General features: G+C 71.5%; 19 protein-coding genes. 7 read left to right on the top strand and 12 right to left on the bottom strand.

Features of this window, described 5'->3' with window-relative positions:
* Positions 1 to 59 precede the first annotated feature (59 nt).
* The 4 genes from AC4D2F_RS07840 to ssd are packed head-to-tail and all read right to left on the bottom strand — an operon-like array spanning position 60 to position 4,067.
* Positions 60 to 788 carry a hypothetical protein gene (locus tag AC4D2F_RS07840; protein ID WP_490910071.1) on the bottom strand — a complete coding sequence of 243 codons (729 nt, stop codon included), beginning with the start codon at positions 786 to 788 and terminating at the stop codon, positions 60 to 62.
* Positions 788 to 1,576: a type II secretion system F family protein gene (locus AC4D2F_RS07845; RefSeq protein ID WP_490910072.1), complete on the bottom strand. Its 789-nt coding sequence runs from the start codon at positions 1,574 to 1,576 to the stop codon at positions 788 to 790. The genes AC4D2F_RS07840 and AC4D2F_RS07845 overlap by 1 nt, the downstream gene beginning before the upstream one ends.
* Entirely contained in the window at positions 1,573 to 2,997 is a 1,425-nt protein-coding gene (locus AC4D2F_RS07850) for a TadA family conjugal transfer-associated ATPase (RefSeq protein WP_490910073.1), read from the bottom strand. The genes AC4D2F_RS07845 and AC4D2F_RS07850 overlap by 4 nt, the downstream gene beginning before the upstream one ends.
* On the bottom strand, positions 2,994 to 4,067 hold the full coding sequence (gene ssd, locus AC4D2F_RS07855) for a septum site-determining protein Ssd (RefSeq protein ID WP_104168041.1): 1,074 nt from the start codon (positions 4,065 to 4,067) through the stop codon (positions 2,994 to 2,996). The genes AC4D2F_RS07850 and ssd overlap by 4 nt, the downstream gene beginning before the upstream one ends.
* 105 nt (positions 4,068 to 4,172) lie before the next feature.
* On the opposite strand from ssd, the gene AC4D2F_RS07860 reads away from it, so the two are divergent.
* Entirely contained in the window at positions 4,173 to 5,867 is a 1,695-nt protein-coding gene (locus AC4D2F_RS07860) for a bifunctional 3'-5' exonuclease/DNA polymerase (RefSeq protein WP_490910074.1), read from the top strand.
* Between the two features lie 89 nt (positions 5,868 to 5,956).
* Here the strand turns inward: AC4D2F_RS07860 and AC4D2F_RS07865 are convergent, their stop codons facing one another.
* The 3 genes from AC4D2F_RS07865 to AC4D2F_RS07875 all read right to left on the bottom strand — a co-directional run bounded on the left by AC4D2F_RS07865 (position 5,957) and on the right by AC4D2F_RS07875 (position 9,012).
* The gene (locus AC4D2F_RS07865; protein ID WP_490910075.1) at positions 5,957 to 6,640 is read right to left on the bottom strand and encodes an NUDIX hydrolase; all 684 of its coding nucleotides are present in this window, start codon (positions 6,638 to 6,640) and stop codon (positions 5,957 to 5,959) included.
* Between the two features lie 96 nt (positions 6,641 to 6,736).
* Positions 6,737 to 7,540 carry an endonuclease III gene (gene nth, locus AC4D2F_RS07870; protein WP_104168039.1) on the bottom strand — a complete coding sequence of 268 codons (804 nt, stop codon included), beginning with the start codon at positions 7,538 to 7,540 and terminating at the stop codon, positions 6,737 to 6,739.
* 56 nt (positions 7,541 to 7,596) lie between these two features.
* Positions 7,597 to 9,012, bottom strand: coding sequence for a hypothetical protein (locus AC4D2F_RS07875; protein ID WP_490910076.1), 1,416 nt, complete (start codon positions 9,010 to 9,012; stop codon positions 7,597 to 7,599).
* Positions 9,013 to 9,299: 287 nt separating this feature from the next.
* Here AC4D2F_RS07875 and acs point away from each other — a divergent pair, with 287 nt between their 5' ends.
* Entirely contained in the window at positions 9,300 to 11,258 is a 1,959-nt protein-coding gene (gene acs, locus AC4D2F_RS07880) for an acetate--CoA ligase (RefSeq protein WP_490910077.1), read from the top strand.
* A 61-nt stretch (positions 11,259 to 11,319) separates the two neighbouring features.
* Here acs and AC4D2F_RS07885 read toward each other — a convergent pair whose 3' ends face one another.
* Positions 11,320 to 11,742, bottom strand: coding sequence for an organic hydroperoxide resistance protein (locus tag AC4D2F_RS07885; protein WP_104168036.1), 423 nt, complete (start codon positions 11,740 to 11,742; stop codon positions 11,320 to 11,322).
* Positions 11,743 to 11,849: 107 nt separating this feature from the next.
* Here AC4D2F_RS07885 and AC4D2F_RS07890 point away from each other — a divergent pair, with 107 nt between their 5' ends.
* The 4 genes from AC4D2F_RS07890 to AC4D2F_RS07905 all read left to right on the top strand — a co-directional run bounded on the left by AC4D2F_RS07890 (position 11,850) and on the right by AC4D2F_RS07905 (position 16,234).
* Entirely contained in the window at positions 11,850 to 12,428 is a 579-nt protein-coding gene (locus AC4D2F_RS07890) for a TetR/AcrR family transcriptional regulator (RefSeq protein WP_490910078.1), read from the top strand.
* Positions 12,429 to 12,500: 72 nt separating this feature from the next.
* Entirely contained in the window at positions 12,501 to 13,847 is a 1,347-nt protein-coding gene (locus AC4D2F_RS07895; protein WP_490910079.1) for an MFS transporter, read from the top strand.
* Positions 13,848 to 13,850: 3 nt separating this feature from the next.
* Positions 13,851 to 14,333 carry a type II 3-dehydroquinate dehydratase gene (gene aroQ / locus AC4D2F_RS07900; RefSeq protein WP_490910080.1) on the top strand — a complete coding sequence of 161 codons (483 nt, stop codon included), beginning with the start codon at positions 13,851 to 13,853 and terminating at the stop codon, positions 14,331 to 14,333.
* 56 nt (positions 14,334 to 14,389) lie between these two features.
* Positions 14,390 to 16,234 carry a dipeptide ABC transporter ATP-binding protein gene (locus tag AC4D2F_RS07905; RefSeq protein ID WP_490910081.1) on the top strand — a complete coding sequence of 615 codons (1,845 nt, stop codon included), beginning with the start codon at positions 14,390 to 14,392 and terminating at the stop codon, positions 16,232 to 16,234.
* 6 nt (positions 16,235 to 16,240) lie between these two features.
* On the opposite strand, the gene AC4D2F_RS07910 is transcribed toward AC4D2F_RS07905, so the two are convergent.
* The gene (locus AC4D2F_RS07910; protein ID WP_490910082.1) at positions 16,241 to 17,716 is read right to left on the bottom strand and encodes a reverse transcriptase family protein; all 1,476 of its coding nucleotides are present in this window, start codon (positions 17,714 to 17,716) and stop codon (positions 16,241 to 16,243) included.
* A 301-nt stretch (positions 17,717 to 18,017) separates the two neighbouring features.
* Here AC4D2F_RS07910 and AC4D2F_RS07915 point away from each other — a divergent pair, with 301 nt between their 5' ends.
* Positions 18,018 to 18,992, top strand: coding sequence for a DUF5996 family protein (locus AC4D2F_RS07915; protein ID WP_490910083.1), 975 nt, complete (start codon positions 18,018 to 18,020; stop codon positions 18,990 to 18,992).
* 77 nt (positions 18,993 to 19,069) lie between these two features.
* On the opposite strand, the gene AC4D2F_RS07920 is transcribed toward AC4D2F_RS07915, so the two are convergent.
* From AC4D2F_RS07920 to AC4D2F_RS07930, 3 genes are all read right to left on the bottom strand, one after another.
* Positions 19,070 to 20,011, bottom strand: a complete 942-nt coding sequence (locus AC4D2F_RS07920) for an ABC transporter permease (protein WP_490910085.1) — start codon at positions 20,009 to 20,011, stop codon at positions 19,070 to 19,072.
* A complete protein-coding gene (locus AC4D2F_RS07925; protein ID WP_490910086.1) occupies positions 20,008 to 21,012 on the bottom strand; it encodes an ABC transporter permease in 1,005 nt (334 codons plus the stop codon). Before AC4D2F_RS07925 ends, AC4D2F_RS07920 begins: the two co-directional genes overlap by 4 nt.
* Positions 21,013 to 21,108: 96 nt before the next feature.
* Positions 21,109 to 22,803, bottom strand: a complete 1,695-nt coding sequence (locus AC4D2F_RS07930) for an ABC transporter substrate-binding protein (protein ID WP_490910088.1) — start codon at positions 22,801 to 22,803, stop codon at positions 21,109 to 21,111.
* Positions 22,804 to 22,851 lie beyond the last annotated feature (48 nt).

Consider the following 22,851-nt stretch of genomic DNA (forward strand, 5'->3'; position numbering starts at 1 on the left):
CGGACGGACGGGGCTGGGAACGGACGCCTGCGGGACGGCACGAGCGACAAGCGGCCGGGTTACAGGTCGGGCAGCAGGCCCAGGACCAGGGGCACCACGCCCAGGCAGATGAACGCCGGCAGGGAGCACAGGCCGAGCGGCAGGACGAGCTGGACCCCGAGCGCGGCGGCCCTCCTGTCCACCTCGCGGTTGTGTCGCCGTCGGAGCTGGGCGGCGTGCGCATGCAGGAGCGCCGCGGACGGAGCCCCGGTGGCCGTGCCGAACCGCAGACCCCGCCGGACGTCCTCGATGACCGGCAGCGGGTCGGTCCCTCGGAGTGTCCGCCGCCGCGGAGCAGGTCCGGGCAGGGCCGGTCTCAGCAGGGCAGGTCGCCGACCGGGCGCCAGCCGCTCGGGCCTCGATTGACCGGTCGTCGGGAAGCCGGTCGTCGGGAGGCCGGCCGTCGGGAAACCGGTGGACGGGCCATCGGTGGACAGGCGGCCCTCCGCAGAACCTGCGTCCCACGCGGCCTCCCAGGAGGCACCGAGCAGGCGCGCCGCTCGCACGCGGGTCAGCACCGAGCCGACGGCCGGATCGCAGGCTTCCCCGACGACCAGCAGGGCGCTCTCGACGGATGCCCCCGCGGACAGCACGGCAGCCAGCAGGTCGAGGATGAGCGGGCCGTCCTGGATCCCACCGCGCAGCGCCCGATCCACCGGCGCATTCCTGACCCGGTGCAGCCGCCCCGACGGCGCCGTCAGGACCAGTGCTCCCGCGGCGAGGAGGAGGGACACGACCACCCCCGCCATCACGGGGCGCCGTCGACTCGACCGACCAGGCGGCGGGACCAGAGGCGGGCCACGACCATGAACAGGACGCCTCCGGCGAGGGCCAGCCGTCCGGGCAGGGACCCCAGCAGCACCTCCAGTGGATTCACGCCGAGAGTGAAGGCCAGGACCACACCCAGGGCGGGAAGCCATGCCAGGAGCACGACCGTGGCACGTGGTCCGGCGAGCGCCGTCTCCCGCGCCGCCAGGCCGTCGAGCTGGGCATCGAGCTGCGCGGCGTACTGCTCGAGGATCCCGGCGAGGGGCGCACCGCTGCGCTCCGCGACGATCAGGCACCCGGCGAGATCGATCCACAGCCGGTCGACGCGGGCGCTGGTCCCGTCTCCCCCCGACGGCCCGGGGCCGGCATCCCGCGCCTGGCGGAGAGCATCAGGGACGCTCAGCCCGAGCTCGGCCGCCCGCCGGGCCGTCGCCATCACCGGCAGCGCCGTCGCCGCGAAGGCGGTGCGTCCGTCAGCGTGGACACGCTCCATGTCCGCCCACAGGACACGGGGTGGGCGGCCCGCGCGGAGGAGGCCGGCGAGCTGATGCACGAACAACGGGAGCTCGTGCAGGTCGACGGCCCCGCGCGCGGCGGACCGGCCCGGGTCGGCGGCGTCGAGTAACCATCGGGACTGCCGCGCAGCCCCGACCGTCGGGACCGGCCCCTCACCCGCCCCGGACACCACTCCGCTTCGTCGGCCGGGCCGGGGAAGGGCGAGGGTGAAGCCGGCCATGGCCAGCAGGAGAGCCACCACGATTCCGCTCACGGCGCCCTGCGGCCGTGTCCTGGCCCCGCCTCGCGCCCGGGCCCCGGCTCGGCGTCGTGGCCCGGGGGCTGTGCCTGGCCTGGCCCCGCGCCTGGCCCGGTCCGGCGCCCCGGATCCCGCCCGCCCTCGGACCACTGCACCCGATGCGCGAAGCCCTCCCAGCCCGCAGCGCGCCGGCATCCCATCCCGGTGTCCGTGAGGACGGGTATCACGGCGAGTTCCCCCGAGGGGGCTCGCTCCAGGCTCCCGATGCTCTCAACACGCCGGCCTCGCGCGTCCCGCACCACGTGCACCACCGCATCGAGGGCGCTCGCCGCCTGCAGCACCACTCCCTCAGGGCTGAGCCCGGCGAGCGCCGCGAGTGCGTTCAGTCGCGCGGGTACGGCCTCGGCGGAGTTGGCATGGAGGGTCGCACCGCCGCCGTCGTGTCCCGTGTTCATCGCCGCGAGCAGCTCACGGACCTCGGCGCCCCGACACTCCCCCACCACGAGCCGGTCCGGCCGCATGCGCAGCGCCTGCCGGACGAGCTCCGTGAGATCCAGCACGCCCGCGCCCTCGAGATTGCCGTGCCGGGCCTGCAGCCCGACCGTATGCGGGTGGTCAGGATTCAGCTCGGCGGCGTCCTCGACGAGGACCAGGCGCTCGTGGGGCGCGGCCAGGCCGAGCAGGGTGGCCAGGAGCGTGGTCTTCCCCGTCCCCGTTGCTCCACTGATGAGGAAATTCAGGCGGCGCCGCATCATCAGCCGGAGCGCCTCGGCCATCATCGGCGCGACCGTCCCGCTGTCCACCAGCTCCCCGAGCGAGAACATCCGTGCTCGGCGGATCCTGATGGACAGCAGGGTCCCGGCCGTCGAGATCGGCGGGAGGACAGCGTGCACGCGAAGGCCTCCCAGCTGGACGTCGACGGCGGGGCAGCCGTCGTCGAGGCGTCTTCCACCCGCCGCAACGAGGCGGACGGCCAGTGCCCGCACATCGGCATCCGATGCGAAGGCGCCCCCGATGCGGCGCAGGCCCGTCGAGCCGTCGATCCACACGTCGTCCGGTCCGTTGACCAGGATGTCCGTGATCGAGTCGTCGGCGAGGAGGTGCTCGAGCGGGCCCAACCCCTTGAGTTCCGCGCGGACGCGGTCGAGCGCCGACAAGGTGCCCTCCGAGCCGAGCAGCCTGCCGCTCGCACCGACGGCGTCCGCGAACGCCGCACCGGTGGCCTGGACATTCCCGGCAAGAACGGCCCTGCGGACCGATTCCACCATCGATGCGGCACCCGGATCACCGCCGGCTGGAGCGCCCTCTGCCCAACCCGCCACGACCGGACGGGCCGACGCGCTCCGGCCTGCTGCACGCAGCTGGCGCCTGGTGGGCGCTGCCGCGGTTCCGCCGTCCTCCGGCCCGCCCGGTGCGATCCCGCCCTCCCCGGTCATCCCGCCCTCTCCAGACCGGCGACGACCGACTCGACGAGCTTCCGGGCCCGCCGGGGCAGCGGGAAATCCAGCATCCTGCCGCCGGCTTCCGCTGCCGAGGACCCCCGGACGAAGGGCAGGTACGGCAGCGGACCGGCGCGTCCGGCGAGGTCCGCGACCAGCCAGGCATCCAGTCCGTCGAGCACCGGACCACGCAGGACGACGGTGGTCGGCAGTGAGCTGTAGGCCTCGAGGATGCGGGTGACCGCGACGGCGCTCCGCGGCCTGGAGGGGACGAGGAGGACGAGCTGGTCGCACAGGGGAACCAGGGACTGGATCGCGGCGCTGCCGGCGCTGCCGAGGTCGACGACGCTCAGGTCGAACGCTCCACGGGCGGCGTCCAGAACGGCTCCGGCGGACTCCATCCCGTGGCCGGGGTGCGGACCGGCCCCCTCGGAGTGCCCGGCATGGGACAGCACAGCCAGGTGTCCGTCGGCCGGCAGCGCCGCCACGAGCTGCTCCGCGTTGAGGGTTCCCCGGAGGTCGCGCAGGTCGCCCCAGCGCACCCCCGGGCGCTCCTCGATCCCTAGTGCAAGGTCGAGGCCGCCGCCCAGGGGATGCCCGTCCACGAGCAGGGTGGACGTCCCCAGACCGGCCGCGTGACGTGCGCACCAGAAGGCGAACGTGCTCACGCCTGCCCCGCCGGCGGCACCGAGGAAACCGACCACGGCTCCGGAGGCAGCGGGGTTGAGCCGTCTGCCGAGATGCTCCGCGAGCCAGCCCGCACCCTGCGGGAGGATGACCACCCGGGAGGACGCCACGTTCGCCGCAGCGGCCCATGCCCGCGTCTCGTCGTCGGCCGCCCCCACGACGATGACGTCGCGGTGGCCCGGCAGTCCGCCGGTCGCCTGGTCGGCGCCGAGGAGCAGCACGGCGGGCTCGAGGGGAAGGGCCTGCGCGAGGTCGACGGCGAAGTGCGGGGCGACCCCCGCGGCTGCGCAGGCACGTGCCACCTGGTCCTGGACGAACTGGGACCCGCCGGCCAGGACCACAGGCCCTCGTCCCTCCGGAGTCCGTGTCTGCTGGGTCATCCCTGAAGCATCGTCGGGCGGGAGCTGCGCGGCGTGCCGGATACCCCGTATGTGGACAACGCGCTGGATTGCAGGAATGACACCGGCGCGACCGATGATATGGACATGTACATCGCCGTGGCGCAGGAGCCGTCGACCCGCGACAGCCGCGGCGCCGTGGTGCTCCAGCCCCTGGACGCCGCCGGCGCCCGCATCGGTGGGCGGCTGGTGGTGGACCACGACCGGCTGCCCGCCGCCGTCGCGCAGGAAGGAGTCCGTCGCCCGGTCTGGGTCTGGACAGGCACGAGGCTCTGGTACCCCGATTTGCTGTCGGCGGGGGTCGACGTCGACCGCTGCCGCGACATCGGCCTCACCCGTGCCATCCTCGCGAACGCCCCGTCCTGTCCGCCCTCGCCCTACCTGGCGTCGATCCGGGCCGCTGCCCTCACGGCGGACGGCACCGAACCTCCCCGGACCCTGCTCCCGCCACCGCCCCCGCCGAACCAGCACTCGCTGTTCGACGAGCCGCACGAGGCCACGGGTCCCCTCCTCGACGACGTCATCGACGAATTCACCCGGCAGCTCTCCACCATCGCCGGCTCTACCGACCCCGGGCGCCTGAACCTCCTCGTCGCCGCCGAATCCGCCGGCGCGCTGATCGCCTCCGAGATGGAGCACTGGGGACTGCCCTGGCGCAGGGACGTCCACGAGGACCTTCTCGAACGGGCGCTGGGGCCGCGACCCGCCGAGGGCATCCGGCCGGCGAAACTCGAGTATCTCGCCGGCGAACTGCGCCGGACCCTGGGCAGTCCCGCGCTCAACCCCGACTCCCCCCAGGAGGTCCTGAGAGCCCTGCACCGGGCGGGCATCGAGGCGAGGACCACGCGGTCGTGGGAGCTCGAGCAGCACCACCACCCGGCCATCAAGCCGCTGCTCGCGTACAAGAAGCTGTCGCGGCTCCTGACCGCGAACGGCTGGAACTGGCTCGACGCGTGGATCCGGGACGGGCGGTTCCGGCCGGAGTACGTGGTGGGCGGAAGCGTGTCCGGACGCTGGGCCTCCCGCGGCGGGGGCGCCCTGCAGATTCCGCGGCAGGTCCGCGACGCCGTCCGCCCCGACGCGGGCCACGTCTTCGTCATCGCGGACGCCGCACAACTCGAGCCCCGGGTCCTCGCGGCGCTCGGACGGGACTCCGCGCTCGCCGCGGCGGCCCGGGGCAGGGACCTCTACCAGGGCATCGCCGACCAGGGTTTCGGTGGCGACCGCTCGCAGGCGAAACTCGCGATGCTCGGCGCCATGTACGGCGCGACGAGCGGCGAGTCGGGGCGTCTGATGCCCCAACTGACACGCGCGTACCCGCGGGCCATCGGCGTCGTCGAGGCCGCAGCGCGGGCCGGGGAATCCGGCGACGGCGTGTCGAGCTACCTGGGCCGGGGCTGCCCTCCCGCATCGGAGGAGTGGCGTGCACGGCAGCGCACGACGACGGCGGAGGAACAGCGCCGCGCGGACAGCGCGGCGCGGGCCCGCGGACGCTTCACCCGGAACTTCGTGGTCCAGGCGACCGCGGCGGAATGGGCCCTGTGCTGGCTCGCGGAGATCCGGCGGCGGCTCGCGGAGAGCACCATCCCGGTGCCGCGCAGCCGGATCGCGTTCTTCCTGCACGACGAGGTGGTCCTGCACGTCCCGGAGGACCGGGGCGCGGAGGCGACGACGATCCTCGCCGACGCCGCGCGGGCGGCGACACGGTTGATGTTCGGGGAGATCCCGATCGAGTTCTCGATCTCGACCATCACCGTCACCTCCTACGCCGACGCCAAATAGGCGCGTCCCACCGTTCGACCGCGTCGTCGACAGAGCCCCTCACGGGGCGGAGCGCCGGACTCCCGGCGAACGCAACGGGCCCGGGCGGCTCACAGCGGTGCGGGGATCTCCTGCGATCGGTCCCACGGCCTCGTCCAGCCGAGCCCGTCGAAGATCGCGTCCAGGAGCAGCGCGGTGAATCCCCAGACCACAGCGTCCGGCGTGAGGAAGGCGGGGGTCCTGCTGACGAACCCGTTCCGGCGGACCACGGCCGTCCTCCGACGGGAGGGGTCGAGGAGCGTGCTCACCGCACACCGGAAGACGAGCTCGGACTCGGCCGTGTCCACCGCGTGGACCGGGGACTGTTCCGTCCACCACGCGAGGACGGGCGTGACCATGAAGTTGCTGACCGGGAGCCCCACCTCAGGCAGTGCGCCCAGGATCTCGATGCCGTCGGAATCCACTCCGGTCTCCTCGCGCGCCTCGCGCAGCGCCGCGGCACCTTCGTCCATGTCCTCGGCGTCGATGGTCCCGCCGGGAAATGCCACCTGCCCGGGATGGTGGGCCAGGGAACTGGCGCGCATCACGAAGAGGAGATCGACGTCGTCGGGTCCGGGTTGCGGCGGGGAGGAGTGCGGCAGGCCCTCCCTCGCCCCGAACAGGATGAGCACGGCAGCCCGTCGGCTCTTCGCGGGATCGAGTGTTGCGAACTGCCAGCCGTCCACGCGCACGAGGGGCGCCCCCGTCACCTGCAGGGACGCCACCCACCGGGCGAGCTCGTCGCGGGCCGTCACCCCCGGGTCTCCGCGGGTCCTGCGGCGACGGCGTCCCGGGCCGTCGGGCACCGACGCACGCCGCTGCGTTCCGGCACCGACCGCAGCCGGTCGGTCCTACGCACCCAGCCCGTGCCCGGCCTCGCGGAGCTCGGTCCGCGTCTGCCCGGCGCGCATCGACGCGAGCAGATCCTCCCGACCGGGCGCGAGCTCGTACTTCAGCAGCTTCGCCGCCTTCATCGGGTCCGTCTCCCCGTCACCGTAGGACGGGCACAGCGCGGCCACGGGACAGACACCGCAGGCAGGCTTCTTGGCATGGCAGATCCGGCGGCCGTGGAAGACGACGTGGTGCGAGAGCATCGTCCAGTCCTTGCGCTCGAACAGGGCTGCCACGTCCTGCTCGACCTTCACCGGGTCCTCCGCCGCCGTCCACCGGAAGCGGCGGGCGAGCCGCCCGAAGTGGGTGTCCACCGTGATGCCGGGGACCCCGAAGGCATTTCCCAGGACGACGTTGGCCGTCTTCCGCCCGACCCCGGGAAGCGTCACCAAATCATCCAGGGAGCCGGGCACCTGGCCGTCGAACTCGTCGACCAGACGCCGGGACAGGGCGAGCAGGCTGTTGGCCTTCGCACGGTAGAACCCCGTGGGCCGGATGAGCTCCTGCAGTTCGCTCTCCTCGGCCTCGGCCAACGCCCGCGGGTCGGGGTAGCGCGCGAACAGCGCCGGCGTCGTGAGGTTGACGCGCACGTCCGTGGTCTGCGCGGAGAGGACCGTCGCGACCAGCAGCTCGAACGCGTTCCTGAAGTCGAGTTCGGCTACCGCGTACGGGTAGGTCTCGCCCAGGACCCGGTTGATCTTCCGCGCCCGCCGCTTGAGGGCGACCGGCGACTCCTCGTCGACCTGCGCTTTCCTGCCTGCCACTCGCGTGTCTCCTTCCGGTACTGCTGTCCGCCGGCCATGCAGCGGCAGGGCGGGGGTCAGTCCTGGGGGGCGCGTTCGATGTTGCGCAGATCCCGGAGGATACCCACGGTGCCCGTCCGCTTGTCCTGCACGAAGAACTCGGAGCCGCGATCCTCGATCCCGACCTCCCAGTCGCCGGGCTGCAGTGTGAAGACCTCACGGCCCGTCTGTTCGTCGAAGACCGGACGGGGGGACCCGACGGCGAACCAGAACGCCTCGACGACGGACTCCTCGTCCGCCGACCGGGTCGCCGTGATCGGCTCCTGGCGGTCCCGCTCCTCGGAGGACGGTGCGGTGTCGGTCCGGGCCGGCTCGTCCCGGACGACCTCGTGGACCCGGGTCTCGCCGACGGACGACGGCTGGACCGCGGTGGAGGAATGCCCGTCCGCGCTGCCTCGCGCCGCGTCGCGACCCTCGACGGCGTGGGCGCCGCCCTCGGACGCGCCCGACGGGCGAGCCGGCTCCTCCGACACGCGGGAGTCCGTATCGGAGGTGGTGCCGGACGTGGTGTCGGAGGTGGTGTCGGCCGAGGCGCGGGTCGTGGCACCGGACGTCGCGGGTGTCCTGGCGGTGCCGGGCTCCATCCCGGACTGGCCCGCGGCGGCCGCGCCGGCACCCACGGCGCCCGCTCCCCCTGCCCCGTACAGGCCGGCACCGTTCTGCAGGACGGCGGCGGCGGCGGGGTTCACGCCCGACTTGTCCTTCCGGCCGAACCGGGAAGCCCATCCGGCAGTGTCCTTCGCGGGGGCGTCCAGCCCGGCGGTGTCCTTCGCGGGGGCGTCCAGCGCGGCAGTGTCCTTGGAGGAGGGGGCAGGCTTCTCGGAAGCGGGCTTGGCGGGGCGGGGCTGCGCCGCCGTGATGGAGCGCGCCACCGGGTGGGCCGGTACCTCGGGGCGGTCGGCGAAATCGTCCTTGAGGACGGGCAGGAACGGTGCGAGGACCGTCGCGGTCAGCATGCCGAGCGCACCGATCAGGGCCACCAGGGGCCCTGGGTGGAACTGGGTCACCGTCTGCAGGAAGAAGTACGTGGTGGCCAGCACCGCCGAGACCGACGCGAACTGGTCGACCGACAGCGAGCCGACGCGCAGCCCCGAGCTTCCCAGACGGCGTCCGGCAAGGAGAGCCAGGGAGACCACGGGCAGCAGGATGCCGATGCCGACGAAGAAGAGCGGCGCGGTGTTCCAGAAGTTCTCGTACCGCACGATCCCGTCGAGGAACGGCAGCAGGGTGCCGATGAAGACGAGCAGCACACCGCCGCCGAACAGCACTTCCCGCAGCGTGAACGGTCCGACGAGGGCCCGGCTCCGGCCGACGGGCCGGCTCTCCGTGGACGGCCCGTCCGACCCCGTTGTCTGCACGGACGACGGGGACCGCTCCGCACCGCCCGCCGGCCCGTGGCTTGTGCTGCGATGTTCCTCGGATGCTTCGGTCATGGTGTACTCCCGTTCATGGCGCTGGTGTCCGGCGGAGCACCAACGGCCTCCGACGTCGATTGCCTTCCTCCACCCTAGCCACCGGCCCGGACCTTCTCCAGCAACCACGGGCACCGGCACCGCGCCGCTCATCGCACAATCGCCGCAGTTCGGCTAGGCCCTGTGACGTCCGGCACACGCGGTCGGGGAGAACTCGATAGGGTTCCCGTAGAGCACGTGGTGGTGCGCCGGACGGGCGTACCCCGCTTCTTCTGTCCGTTACCGACCACGTCACAAAGGGGTAGATCATGACCGCCGAACGACAAGGCGACGCCTTCGAGAACCTGCTGCACGAGGAACGCCGCTTCCCGCCGAGCGCGGAGTTCGCGGCGCGGGCGGTCGCACAGCCGTCGCTCTACGACGAGGCCCGAGAGCAGGGCACCGAGTTCTGGGCCAGGCAGGCCCGCGAGCTGCTCACCTGGGACCGCGATTTCACCCAGACCCTCGACTGGTCGGACGCACCGTTCGCCAAGTGGTTCGTCGGCGGCACCGTGAACGCCGCCTACAACGCCCTGGACCGGCATGTGGAGGCCGGCCTCGGCGACCGCGTGGCCATCCACTTCGAGGGCGAACCCGGGGACACGCGCACCATCACCTACGCGGAACTGACCCGGGAGGTCAAGAAGGCCGCCAACGCCTTCGAGTCCCTCGGCGTGCAGAAGGGCGACCGCGTGGCCGTGTACCTGCCCATGATCCCCGAGGCCGTCGTCACCATGCTGGCCTGCGCCCGGATCGGCGCCGTCCACTCCGTGGTCTTCGGTGGCTTCTCCGCCGAGGCCCTCCGCAGCCGCATCGACGACGCCGAGGCCAAGCTCGTGGTCACCGCCGACGGCACGTACCGCCGCGGCAAGCCGAGCGCTCTCAAGCCGGCCGTGGACGGCGCCCTCGAGGCGGAAGGCCACACCGTCTCCCACGTCGTCGTGGTCCGCCGCAACAACGAGGCCGTCGCCTGGACCGAAGGACGCGACCTCTGGTGGCACGACGTCGTGGACAACGCCCCGGACGAGCACACGGCCGTCGCGCACGACGCCGAGCACCCCCTGTTCATCCTGTACACCTCGGGGACGACGGGGAAGCCCAAGGGAATCCTGCACACGACCGGCGGCTATCTCACCCAGACCGCGTTCACCCACCGCAACACCTTCGACCTGCGTCCGGAGACCGACGTCTTCTGGTGCACCGCGGACATCGGGTGGGTCACCGGGCACAGCTACGTCACGTACGCGCCCCTCGTGAACGGCGCCACGCAGCTCATGTACGAGGGGACGCCGGACACCCCGCACCAGGGCCGCTGGTGGGAACTCATCGAGAAGTACAAGGTGAGCATCCTCTACACCGCACCGACGGCCATCCGGACCTTCATGAAGTGGGGGCGGGACATCCCGAAGAAGTACGATCTCTCCTCGATCCGGGTGCTCGGCTCCGTCGGTGAGCCGATCAACCCGGAGGCCTGGATGTGGTACCGGGACGTGATCGGCGGGGGCAAGGCGCCGATCGTGGACACCTGGTGGCAGACCGAGACCGGGGCGCACATGATCGCCCCCATGCCCGGGGTGACCGCCACCAAGCCGGGCTCGGCGCAGGTCGCCGTGCCCGGGATCGCGATCGACGTCGTCGACGAGATGGGCGAGTCCGTCCCGGACGGGGCCGGCGGCTACCTCGTCATCCGCGAACCCTGGCCCGCGATGCTGCGCGGCATCTGGGGTGACCCCCAGCGGTTCAAGGACACCTACTGGTCGCGCTTCGACGACATGTACTTCGCCGGCGACGGTGCGAAGAAGGACGCCGACGGCGACATCTGGCTCCTCGGCCGCGTCGACGACGTCATGAACATCTCGGGCCACCGCCTCTCGACCACCGAGATCGAGTCGGCCCTGGTCAGCCACCCCTCGGTGGCGGAGGCCGCCGTCGTGGGGGCGAGCGACGAGACGACGGGCGAGGCGATCGTCGCCTTCGTGATCCTGCGCGGTTCGGCGAAGGACGACGACGACATCGTCACCACCCTGCGCAACCACGTCGCGAAGGAGATCGGCCCGATCGCGAAGCCGCGGAACATCCTGGTGGTCCCCGAACTGCCGAAGACCCGCAGCGGGAAGATTATGCGGCGCCTGCTCAAGGACGTCGCGGAAGGCCGCGAGGTCGGCGACGCCACCACGCTGTCCGATCCCACGATCATGCAGCAGATCGCCGTGTCGCTGCGGAAGTAGCAGCCAGGGAGACGAGGAAGGCCCCCGCACCTGCGGGGGCCTTCCTCGTCCCGGGGACGGATCAGCCGATCGTGGCGTCGACCGTGACCTCGATGTTGCCGCGCGTGGCGTTCGAGTAGGGGCACACCTGGTGGGCCTGCTCCACGAGCCGGTCCGCGGTCCCCTGGTCCACCCCGCCGATCTCGGCGTGGAGGGCGACGGCGAGCTGGAACCCGCCGCCGTCGACCGGGCCGATGCTGACCTCCGCCGTGACCGCCGTCTCGCTGATCGTGGCCTTGCTGCGGGCCGCGACGAGCTTGAGGGCGCTGTGGAAGCAGGCCGCGTAGCCGACGGCGAAGAGCTGCTCGGGGTTGGTCGCGCCGCCCGTACCGCCCATCTCGGTGGGGACCGCGAGGTCGACGACGAGCTGCCCGTCGTCGGTCCGTGCCTTGCCGTCGCGGCCGTCACCGGTCGCCGTCGCCACTGCCGTGTAGAGAGCGCTCATGGTGTCGATCCTTTCGTCGTGGGGGCCGGATGCCCTTGCCGACTATGTAGACTAACTAGTAACTCTACTTCCACCAAATCGGCACGACGACCGCAGAACGGAGCATGATGACCGCCCCTCCCGTCCGCGAGCGCATCCTCGCGTCGGCAACCCGCCTGTTCGACGCCACGAGCATCCGCTCGGTCAGCGCCGACCGGGTCATCGCCGACGCCGGCACCACGAAGGTGACCTTCTACCGCCACTTCCCGACCAAGGACCACCTTGTCGTCGCCTACCTCGAGGACCAGCTGGGCCGGCTGCAGGCGGCGGTCGACCGCGAGCGGGCCGAGGGTGCCGACGCCTGCGAGGTCCTGCTCCGGCTGGCCGCCGCGAACGGCGCCGCGGCGTGCCGGCCGGGCTTCCGCGGGTGCACGTTCATCAACGCGGCCGCCGAGTATCCCGCGGACGGCTCGATGGTGCGGGGCGCCGTCGAGCAGTACCGGACCTGGCTGCACGCCGTGGTGACCGGGCTGCTGACCGAACTCGCGGTGGAGGGGCCCGAGGTCGTCGCGGACCAGCTCATCATGCTGCGCGACGGCGCCATGGTGCACGGCTTCATGGGAGACCCCGCGGCCGTGACCGGGTCCCTCACCACGGCCGGACGGGCGATCATCAGCGCGCGCCGCCGCACACCCCTGCCCGCCTGAGCCGCACCGGGACGGGTGTGACGTTCGTCCTGAAAGGTGGCCGACGCCCTCGGGCGAGAGGATGATTTCAGCGTGTCCACAACCCTGCAGCAGCCTCCCGCCACGAATCCCCGCATGGCCCGCCGCGTCGCCGGTGCCTCCTTCGTGGGGACGGCCCTCGAGTCCTACGACTTCTACGTGTTCGGCACGGCGGCCGCGCTCGTCTTCAACACGGTCTTCTTCACCGAGCAGGACCCCCTGGCCGGAACCCTCTCGGCGTTCCTGGTCTTCGCGATGGGATTCGTCGCCCGCCCGCTCGGCGCCATCCTCTTCGGGCACCTCGGGGACCGGATCGGCCGTAAGCGCACGCTGATCTGGACCATCACGCTGATGGGCCTGGCGACCGGCACGGTGGGACTCCTGCCGGACTACACCACCATCGGCGTCTGGGCCCCGATCATCCTGACCGTGCTCCGCCTCCTGCAGGGGCTCTCGCTCGGCGGCGAGTGGGGCGGCTCCATCCTCATCGCCACCGAGCACGCCGAACCGCGCAAACGGGCGCTCTACGCCTCCATCCCCCAGCTCGGCTCGCCCGTGGGCACCATGCTCATCTCCGCCATCTTCCTGGCCCTCGCCGTCATCGCGCCGGAGGTCATGACCACCTGGGGGTGGCGCATCCCGTTCCTGCTCGCGTTCCCGTTCCTCGCCGTCGCGATCTACCTGCGGCTCGCGATCGACGAGACGCCCGTCTTCCGGGAGACGAGCCGGGAGCACGCGCTCCCCCGCGTCCCCTTCCTCGAGGTCCTGAAGTCCCAGCCCGCCGCCATCGTGGTCGCCATCGCCTCCGCCGTGCTGGGCATCGGCTCCTACTTCCTGATGGTCACCTACACTCAGGCATACGGCACCGGGACCCTCGGCCTGTCCCAGGAGACGGTCCTGAACGCGGCACTCGTCGGCTCCGTCCTGCAGCTCGTGACCATCCCCGCGTTCGGCTACCTGGCGATGCGCATCGGCTCGGCGAAGGTCGTCGCCGGGGGCGCACTGGGAACAGCACTGATCGCCTTCCCCCTGTACTGGGTCATCAGCATCGCCACCGAACCGGTGTACATCGCGGCGATCATCCTCGGCGGCATCCTCCCGACCGCCAGCTGGGCGGCGCTCGGCGGGCTCATGGCGGACATCTTCAAACCGGTGACGGCGTTCACCGCGCTGTCCTTCGCCTACAGCATCGCCGCGATCGTCGCCGGTTTCGCGCCGTCGATCACGCAGCAGTTCGGCATCGCCACCGACGGCGCGTGGTGGCACCCGGGCGTCGTCCTCGCCGCGATGAGCCTCGTCACCGTGGCCGGGGCGTCGGGCGCGGTGCGCCTGCGGTCGCGGCTCCAGGATCCGGTGACGGAGACGGCCGCCTCGGCAGCCGCGCCGGTGCGGCATAGTTAGGGCATGACCCCGCGCACGCCCAGCATCCTCGTGATCAACGGACCCAACCTGAACCTGCTCGGCACGCGGGAACCGGACGTCTACGGCACAGCGACCCTCGACGACGTCGTCCGTCTGGCCTCGGACACCGCGCGGGGCCGCGGCTGCACCGTCGACGCACTGCAGTCCAACCACGAGGGGGGGATCATCGACGCCATCCACGCCGCGCGCTCGACGGCAGACGGGATCGTCATCAATGCCGGGGCCTACACGCACACCTCGATCGCCATCCGCGACGCGCTCGCCGGCGTCGGCCTGCCCGTGGTCGAGGTCCATATCAGCAACGTGCACCGCCGCGAGCCCTTTCGGCACCACTCGTACATCTCCGGCGTGGCCGACGCCGTGATCGTCGGTGCGGGCATCGACGGCTACCGGCTCGCCGTCGACCACCTCGCCGTCCGGCTCACCGCCGCGATCCCCGACGCCGCACAAGCACCAGAAAGTTAGCGCGGGTCCGTCCCTCCAGGACACCGATCACCCGACCCATAGGGCACGATGGTCCTATGACGGACATCACTCCCGCCGGCAGCGCGGCCGCCCAGCCCCAGGACCTCGACGCACCCCTGCTCGAGGTGAGGAACCTGGCGGTGAGCTTCCGCACCACCCACGGCGAGGTGCAGGCGGTCGAGGAGGCGAGCTTCACCCTGAGCCGCGGCAGCGCCCTGGCGATCGTGGGCGAGTCCGGCTCGGGCAAGTCGACGACGGCGATGGCGTGCATCGGCCTGCTGCCGGGCAACGGCAGGGTGACCTCCGGGAGCATCCTCTTCGAGGGCCAGGACCTCACGAGCCTGCCCGAGGCGAAGATGCGGTCGATCCGCGGCCGGGCGATCGGCCTCGTCCCGCAGGACCCGATGTCCAACCTCAACCCGGTGACGAAGATCGGCACCCAGGTCGCCGAGACCCTCCTCGTCCATGGGATGGCCACCAAGAAGAACGTCACGCAGCGCGTGATCGAGGTCCTCACCGCGGCCGGGCTGCCCGACGCCGGTGAGCGTGCCAAGCAGTACCCGCACGAGTTCTCGGGCGGCATGCGCCAGCGGGCGCTCATCGCGATCGGGATGGCATGCCGGCCGCGCCTGCTGATCGCCGACGAGCCGACGTCGGCGCTGGACGTCACCGTGCAGCGCACCATCCTGGACCAGATCGAGGTCATGACCGAGCAGCTGGGCACATCGGTGCTCCTCATCACCCACGACCTCGGTCTCGCCGCCGAGCGCGCCTCGCAGCTCGTGGTCATGCACCGCGGCCGGGTCGTCGAGACCGGCCCGGCCGATCAGCTGCTCAACGACCCGCAGCACCCCTATACGCAGTCGCTCGTGCGCGCAGCTCCCAGCGTCGCCGCGGTCCGCCTGAGCCCGGGAGCGTTCACCGCGGACACCGCGAGCCGGCTGAAGCTCGCGGAGGCCGTCTTCGCGGAGCAGGGTTCCGGGCACGACGGTGCGGCGGCACCGGCGAGCAACGCCGCCCCTCATGCGGCCGGCGGCGCCCACGAGGCGACGTCGCCGTCGGACCGGCCCGCACCGCCCGCGAGCGGCGGGACGCCCGCCGCTCGCGGGAACCTCGTCGAGATCCGGGACCTCACGAAGGTGTACAAGCGGCGCGGCAGCAAGGAGGACTTCTACGCGGCGAAGAACGTCACCCTCGACATCCCGCGCGGGCAGACCGTCGCGATCGTCGGCGAGTCCGGCTCGGGCAAGACCACGACGGCGCGCATGCTGCTGAAGCTGGTCGAACCGACGTCGGGCACCATGACGTTCGACGGCATGGACGTCGCGACGCTCGACAAGGCGCAGCTCAGCGACTTCCGGCAGCGGGTGCAGCCGATCTTCCAGGACCCGTACTCCTCGCTGAACCCGATGTTCACGATCGAGCGCATCGTCGAGGAGCCCCTCAACGCGTACAAGCGCGGGTCGAAGAAGGAGCGCGCGGCCCGGGTGCGGGAGCTGATGGACCAGGTCTCCCTGCCGCAGAACGCCCTGCGCCGCTACCCGGCGGAGCTCTCGGGCGGGCAGCGGCAGCGTGTCGCCATCGCGCGTGCCCTCGCGCTGAAGCCGGAGCTGATCGTGTGCGACGAGCCGGTCTCCGCGCTCGACGTGCTGGTGCAGGCGCAGATCCTGAAGCTCCTCGGCGACCTGCAGTCGGAGTTGGGCCTCAGCTACCTGTTCATCTCGCACGACCTCGCGGTGGTGCGGCTCATCTCCGACTACGTCTGCGTCATGAAGGACGGCGAACTGGTCGAGGCGGCCAGCTCGGAGGAGGTCTTCCAGAACCCCCGCCACCCGTACACGCGGAAGCTGCTGGCATCCATCCCGGGCAACGAGCTCAACATCGGCGAGCTGGCCTCCTAGCGCCGCTCACCAGCTGATCCGTTCGAAGGCGTCCCTGAGCCTGCGGCCGCGCTGCGGGTTCAGGGACTCCACCCAGGCGATGCGCCCGGCGAGGTGTGCCCGGAAGTCGGCCTGTCCGCGCCGCTGGGACTCGGGTCCGTGCACGCGGCAGTTGTGGAGGATCGCCTTGAGGGCGTCGTAGTCCGTCCGGGCCACATTGGTGTGCGCGTTCACGACGACGCCGGTCACGGTCTGCCGCACCGAGGCGCCGCTCACCCGGGTCTTGAGCCGGTTCACCGCATGGCCCTCGGCGAGGACGATGCGCTCGACACCGCGGAGAAAGGAGTCGGTGCGCCGGGCGAGGCCGGCTGGGCCGCTGAAGGCGAGGTCGTCCGCGTACCGCGTGTAGGTGCCTCCGGCCGCGGCGGCCCAGCCGGCCAGCCGCGAGTCGAGGCGCCGGACGGCGAGGTTGGCGAGGGCGGGCGACGACGGCGCCCCCTGCGGCAGATGCGCCTCCCCCAGCGCCCGACCGAGGGCGAAGCGTTCCCCGGTGCTGCCGCCGTCGGGCATCGACCGCAGCACCGCGTCCGGCACCTCGTGCGTGCAGAGTCCCGTGAGGGCGTGGGCGGTCGCTTCCGGGAAGCCCGCCTGGCGGAAGACCCCGAAGACCCGGCCCGGTGTGACGCACGCGAAGAAGGAGACCAGGTCGAGGGCGATGACGACCTCGGCGCCCGTGTGGGCCGCCGCGCCCGTCCGAGCGCTGCGTCCGGGCACGAATCCGTGCGCGGCGCCGTGCAGGGGGATCGGTGCGAGGATGTGGTCGAGCACGCGGCGCTGCACCGTCCGCAGGCGGATCCCGGGGATCTCCAGGAGCCGCGGCACGCGTCCCGGGCGCACACGCCACTCGTACCGGTAGTGGTGCAGCGCGCGGGTTGCTGCGCGTCGATTCCAGTGCCGGGTGTCCGCGAACCAGTCGAGCTCTCCCGGGGTGAGCCGCAGCTCCCGCGCGAGCCAGGCGAGGTCCCTCGTCCCGGGGGTCCCGACGGGGCCTTCCGGAGCGGACCCGGTCGGGGCCTGCACCTCCGGAACCGCGGAGACGTACCGCGCCGGGTTGTCGGGCGTACCGCGGGCGGATGCCCTGGCGATCGCGTCGGTGAAGGCGGACTGGGCGGCGATCCACCGGGCCAACTCCCGGGGCGCGCCGTCGGGCCGCCTCGGGTAGCCGGCCAGCACGCCGCGGGCGAGAGGACCCAGCCAGCGCCGCCGTGCGCCGAGGAGGGCAGCGCCCGCCACGATCAGCTCCTCCCGCCGCCAGTCCGGAGCATCGAGGAAGGCGTGGGCCAAGAGGAGCGAGAGGCCCGGGGCGCCCGGCGCGGGCTCACGGGCCAGGGTGGCCGAGGCCCGCGTGGGCCGTGGAGAGGGCGCAGGGCGTCCGCCGCCACGGCGCGCCGTGGCGGGACCCTTCAGGCCGCCGTCTCCCGTCGTCGGACCGGTGTCGTTCATGGCTCCCCCTCCGAACCCGCACGTGCCGCCCCGCGGCTGGGCGACGGACCCCGGCCGACCTGTCCCTCTGTTCGGGCGCTGAGCTGCGCGGAGCGCAGTCGGGCGCCTGAGGCGCCCTGTGCTGGTCGGTCTGCGTACCCCGGGGTGGCCCCGGAGAGGAACGCGCACGGCATGCACGTCCCGCCTCGACCGGGGTCCGTCGCTGCCACCCTAGCAAGCGGCCCGGGCCGGGCGTCGTCCCTCCCTGTACGGGCACCCGGCCGGGCACATAGATTGGCGGCACACGACGACGGAGGCCACCATGCGCGGGCACGGCACGATGAGCGGGACGACGACAGCGGGCGGGACGACGGCGGCGGGCGGCTGGCCCGCGCTCCGGGTCGAGGACTGGCAGGACACCCGGGCGACACTGCACATGTGGCTCCAGGTCGTCGGCAAGGTCCGGATGGCCCACGCTCCCCTGGTCAACCACTGGTGGCAGGTGCCTTTTTACGTGACGCCGCGAGGCTGGGCGACGTCGTCGATCCCCTACGGCAACGGCATGTTCGACCTGGAGTTCGACGTCGTGCACCACCGGCTGCTGGTGCGCACCAGTTCGGGTGAGGATCGCAGCGTCCCCCTCGAGCCGCAGTCCGTGGCCCGATTCCATGAGCGGACCATCGCGGCGCTGGCCGGCGTGGGGATCGACGCACCGATCCGGCCGGTCCCGACGGAGGTGGATCCGGCGGTGCCCTTCGCCGAGGACCACGGGCACGCGTCCTACGATCCCGCCGCCGTGACGGCGTTCTGGCGCCAGCTCATCCAGGCCGAGCGGGTCCTCACGCGCTTCAGGGCCGAGTTCCTCGGCAAGGTGAGCCCCGTGCACTTCTTCTGGGGAGGCATGGACCTCGCCTGCACACGGTTCTCCGGAAGGCCCGCGCCCATCCACCCCGGGGGCGCCCCGAACTGCGCGGACTGGGTCATGGAGGAGGGTTACTCCCACGAACTCTCGAGCTGCGGGTTCTGGCCCGGCGGCGGCGAGGAAGGTGCCTTCTACTCGTACGCCTACCCCGAACCCGAGGGGTACCGCGACGCGCCCGTCGACGTCGAGGGTGCGTTCTACAGTGCGGAGTTCAGCCAGTTCCTGCTGCCCTACGAGTCCGTCCGCACGGCCACCGATCCGGATGCGGTGCTGCTCGCCTTCCTGCGCGCCACGTACGACGCCGCCGCGACGACGGGCGGCTGGGACGGCGGTCTCCTGACGGACCCGCGGCGGCTGGATGTGCACGCCCGCTGACCGGCCGGGACGCGGGAGCGGCCACCGGCCTGGGGGCTGGTGGCCGCTGCCGCGTCCCGTGTCCTGCGGCGGAGGGGCTACTTCTTGCGGGTCTTCGGGTCGAGGGCCTCGCGCAGCGACTCCCCCAGCAGGGTGAAGCCCAGCGCCGTGATGACGATGCACGCACCCGGGAGGAAGGCGAGCTGCGGCGCGACCCCGAGCTCCGCCTGCGCGTAGGTGAGCATGCGTCCCCACTCGGCGGTCTGCGGCAGCCCGCCACCGAGGCCGAGGAAGGCCAGCGCGGCGGCGTCGATCACGGCGGTGGCGAGGCTGAGGGTGGCCTGCACGATCACGGGACCCATGCTGTTCGGTAGCAGGTGGCTCATCGTGATCGTCCGGCGGCTGAGGCCCAGGGTCTGCGCCGCGAGGATGTAGTCGGCGCCCCGCTGCGACAGCATCGTGGAGCGCAGGAGCCTTGCGAAGATGGGGATCTGCGAGACGCCGATGGCGATCATGATCGCGTAGGTGCTCTGGCCCAACATCGCGGCGATGCTGACGGCGAGGAGGAGGCTGGGGACGGACAGCAGGATGTCCACGAACCGCATGATCGCGCTGTCCACCCAGCCGCCAAGGCCCCCGGCCAGGACGCCGAGCAGCATCCCGCCCGCGAGGCCGAGCGCCGTCGAGACGACGCCGATCAGCAGCGATGCGCGGGCGCCCCAGATGAGCTTGCTGAGGACGTCCCCGCCGAATCGGTCGAGTCCCAGCGGGAATCCGTCGATCTCGCCCGGACCCGGAATGGTGGTGGGGGTGATCGACGTGCGTCCCGGGAGCTCGTCGCCGCCGTAGGGCGCGAGGATGGGCGCGAGGATGGCCACGAGCAGGAAGAGCCCGATGATGACGGCCCCGACGATCGCCTGCGGGTTCCGGCGCAGCCGGAGGTAGGCGTCCTTCCACAGACCCGTGCCGCGCCCGGTATCGACGGCGGGATCGTTCGAAGCCACGGAGCCGCCGGCGGCGGGGGGCAGGATGGTACTCATTGCACACGCACCCTCGGGTCGATGACGGAGTAGGAGAGGTCGACGATCAGGTTGATGAGCGCGTAGAGAACCGCGATGAAGATGATGAAGCCCTGGAGGACCGGGTAGTCCAGCCCGAAGATGGCGTCCCGCAGGAACCGGCCGATGCCGTTGAAGGCGAAGACCGTCTCGGTCAGCACTGCACCGGAGATGAGCAGGCCCAGCTGGAGGCCGATGGTCGTGACGACGGGGAGCATCGCGTTCCGCAGGATGAAGCTGCCGCGGATGGTGCTCTCCCTGAGTCCCTTGGCCCGGGCGGTGCGCACGTAGTCGGCGTTCTGCACCTCCAGGACCGAGGCGCGCGTGATGCGGACGATGATCGCCAGCGGGATGGTGCCGAGGGCGAGTCCGGGCAGGATCAGGTGCAGGAAGGCGTCCCAGGCGGCGTCGTACTCGCCCGTCAGCAGGCCGTCCAGCACGTAGAACTGCGTGTAGTGCGTGGCGTCCATCCGCGGGTCCTGCCGGCCGTCCGGGGGCAGGAGCGACCACTGGATCGCGAACAGGTACTTGAGGATGAACGCGAGGAAGAAGACCGGTACCGTGATGCCGATCAGGCTGAGGACCACCGAGCTGTGGTCGATGAACCGGCCGTTGTGCCGCGCCGCGAGGTACCCGAGAGGCACGCCGACGCCGACGGCGAAGATCAGGGCGACGATCGTCAGTTCGATGGTCGCCGGGAACCGGGTGGCGAACTCCTCGAGCACGGGGCGCCCGGTGTTGATCGAGACCCCGAAGTCCCCCTGGAGCAGCTTGCCCATGTAGGTCAGGTACTGGGTGATCAGAGGGCGGTCGAATCCGTAGAGCTCGTTGATCCGGGCGATGGCCTCCGGGGTGGCCTTCTCCCCGAGGAGGGCCGTGGCCGGGCCGCCCGGGAGATTGCGCACCCATAGGAACAGCAGGACGGACAGGCCGAACAGGGTGGGGATGAGCAGGGCTAGCCGCTTACCGATGACGCGTAACACTGGGGATCCTTCCGGGTGAACCGGGATGCCGGGCGGGGGTAGGACAGCGCGGGCCGACCACCGGGATCAGTGGCCGGCCCGCGCTGCGTGGTACTGCTACTCGCTCAGCTCGATGTCCGAGAAGACCTCGTCATTGACGGGGCTCGCCGGGTAGGAGGTGACGCGCGGCGCGAAGGCCAGCGACGGAGCGGGGTGGGCGAGCGGGATGGCCGGATTGAACTCGGCGATCTGCTCGTTGATCTCCTTGTACTTCTCGGTCTGCTCGTCACGATCGCTCATCCCACGGGCCTCGTCGAGGGCCGCGAACAGCTCGGGGTTGTCGAAGCCGAACTCCTGCTTCTCCTGGCCGAAGAAGACGCCGATGAAGTTGTCGGTGTCGTTGTAGTCGCCGGTCCAGCCGAGCAGGTGCAGGCCGTGGTCCGGTGTCGCCTGGACCTGGTTCAGGTAATCGGGGGACCAGGCGGCGGGAGCGGGCTCCACCGTGATGCCGACGTCCGCGAGCTGGGCCTGCAGGTTGGTGAAGACCTGCTCTGGTGTCGGCATGTACGGACGGGAGACGTTCGTCGGGTAGTTGAACGTCACCTCGAAGCCGTCGGGGTAGCCCGCCTCGGCGAGCAGTTCCTTGGCGCGCTCGGGGTCGAAGTCGTAGGTGGTGACGTCCTCGTTGTACCCGTCGACGACGTCGGGGATGAACTGCGTGGCGACCTTGGTGCCTTCGGGCAGGGTCTGCGCCACGAGGGCTTCCTTGTCGATCGCGTGGGCGATGGCCTCGCGGACCTTCGGGTCCTTGAGCTCGGGGATGGCCTGGTTCATGCCCAGGTAGAGGATGGTGAAGGGGTCACGCGCGGTGATGTTGTAGCCGGCGTCCTCGAGGGACTGCGTGTCGGCGGGAGCGACGAGGTCGTAGCCGTCGATGTCCCCGGCCTCGAGGGCCTGGCGGCGTGCCTGCGGGTTGTCGATGATGCGGAAGATCGTCTTGGTGATCTGGCCCTTGTCGCCCCAGTACTCGTCGTAGATCGAGAGCTCGAGCTGCTGACCGACGTCCCACGAATCGAACTTGAAGGGGCCCGTACCGACGGGGTGGCCGAGGGCGTATTCGCTCAGCGACGGGGCTTCGGCCGTGCCGCCGATCTCGTCGGCCGAGTACTCCTCGAGCGCCGTCGGGCTCTGCATCGCGAAGGCCGGCAGCGACAGCGCGGGGACGAATCCGGCGAACGGCTTGGCCAGGTTGATGGTGACTTCATTGTCCCCATTGGCCTCGCAGGACTCGTAGATGGCGTTCTCGGGGCTGTCGGCGAAGCCGCGGAACAGCGACCCGTAGTAGTACGACGTCGACTCCGCCTGCTGGATGCCGGTCCAGTTGTACCAGCGGTCGAAGTTGAAGCAGACGGCCTCGGCGTTGAACGGCGTGCCGTCGTGGAAGGTGACGCCCTCTTTCAGCTGGAAGACCGTGGACAGGCCGTCCTCGGCGGTCTCCCAGGACTCCGCGAGCAACGGGGCGGGGTCGGCTGTGCCGGGTTCGACGCCGACGAGGCCCTCGAAAATCTGCCGGCTGACGCGGAAGGACTCGCCGTCGCTCGCGAACGCGGGATCGAGCGACTTCGGGTCGGAGGACGCGGCGAAGACGAAGGTGGAATCGACGGCGGAGTCGCCCTCGGCGCCGGTGTTCTCCTCGCGCTGGCTCTGGACGCAGCCTGTGAGCAGGAGTGCGGTGATGGAGATACCGGCGGTGAGCGCAGCGCGTTTCCTCGCGAAACCTGCGCCGCGCACGGATGTGCCTCGGTTAGACATGTATTGCTCCCTGGTGACGAGTAATTCCTGGCGCATCGACCGGCATCC

The sequence above is a fragment of the Arthrobacter sp. TJ-263 genome, from assembly GCF_058269155.1.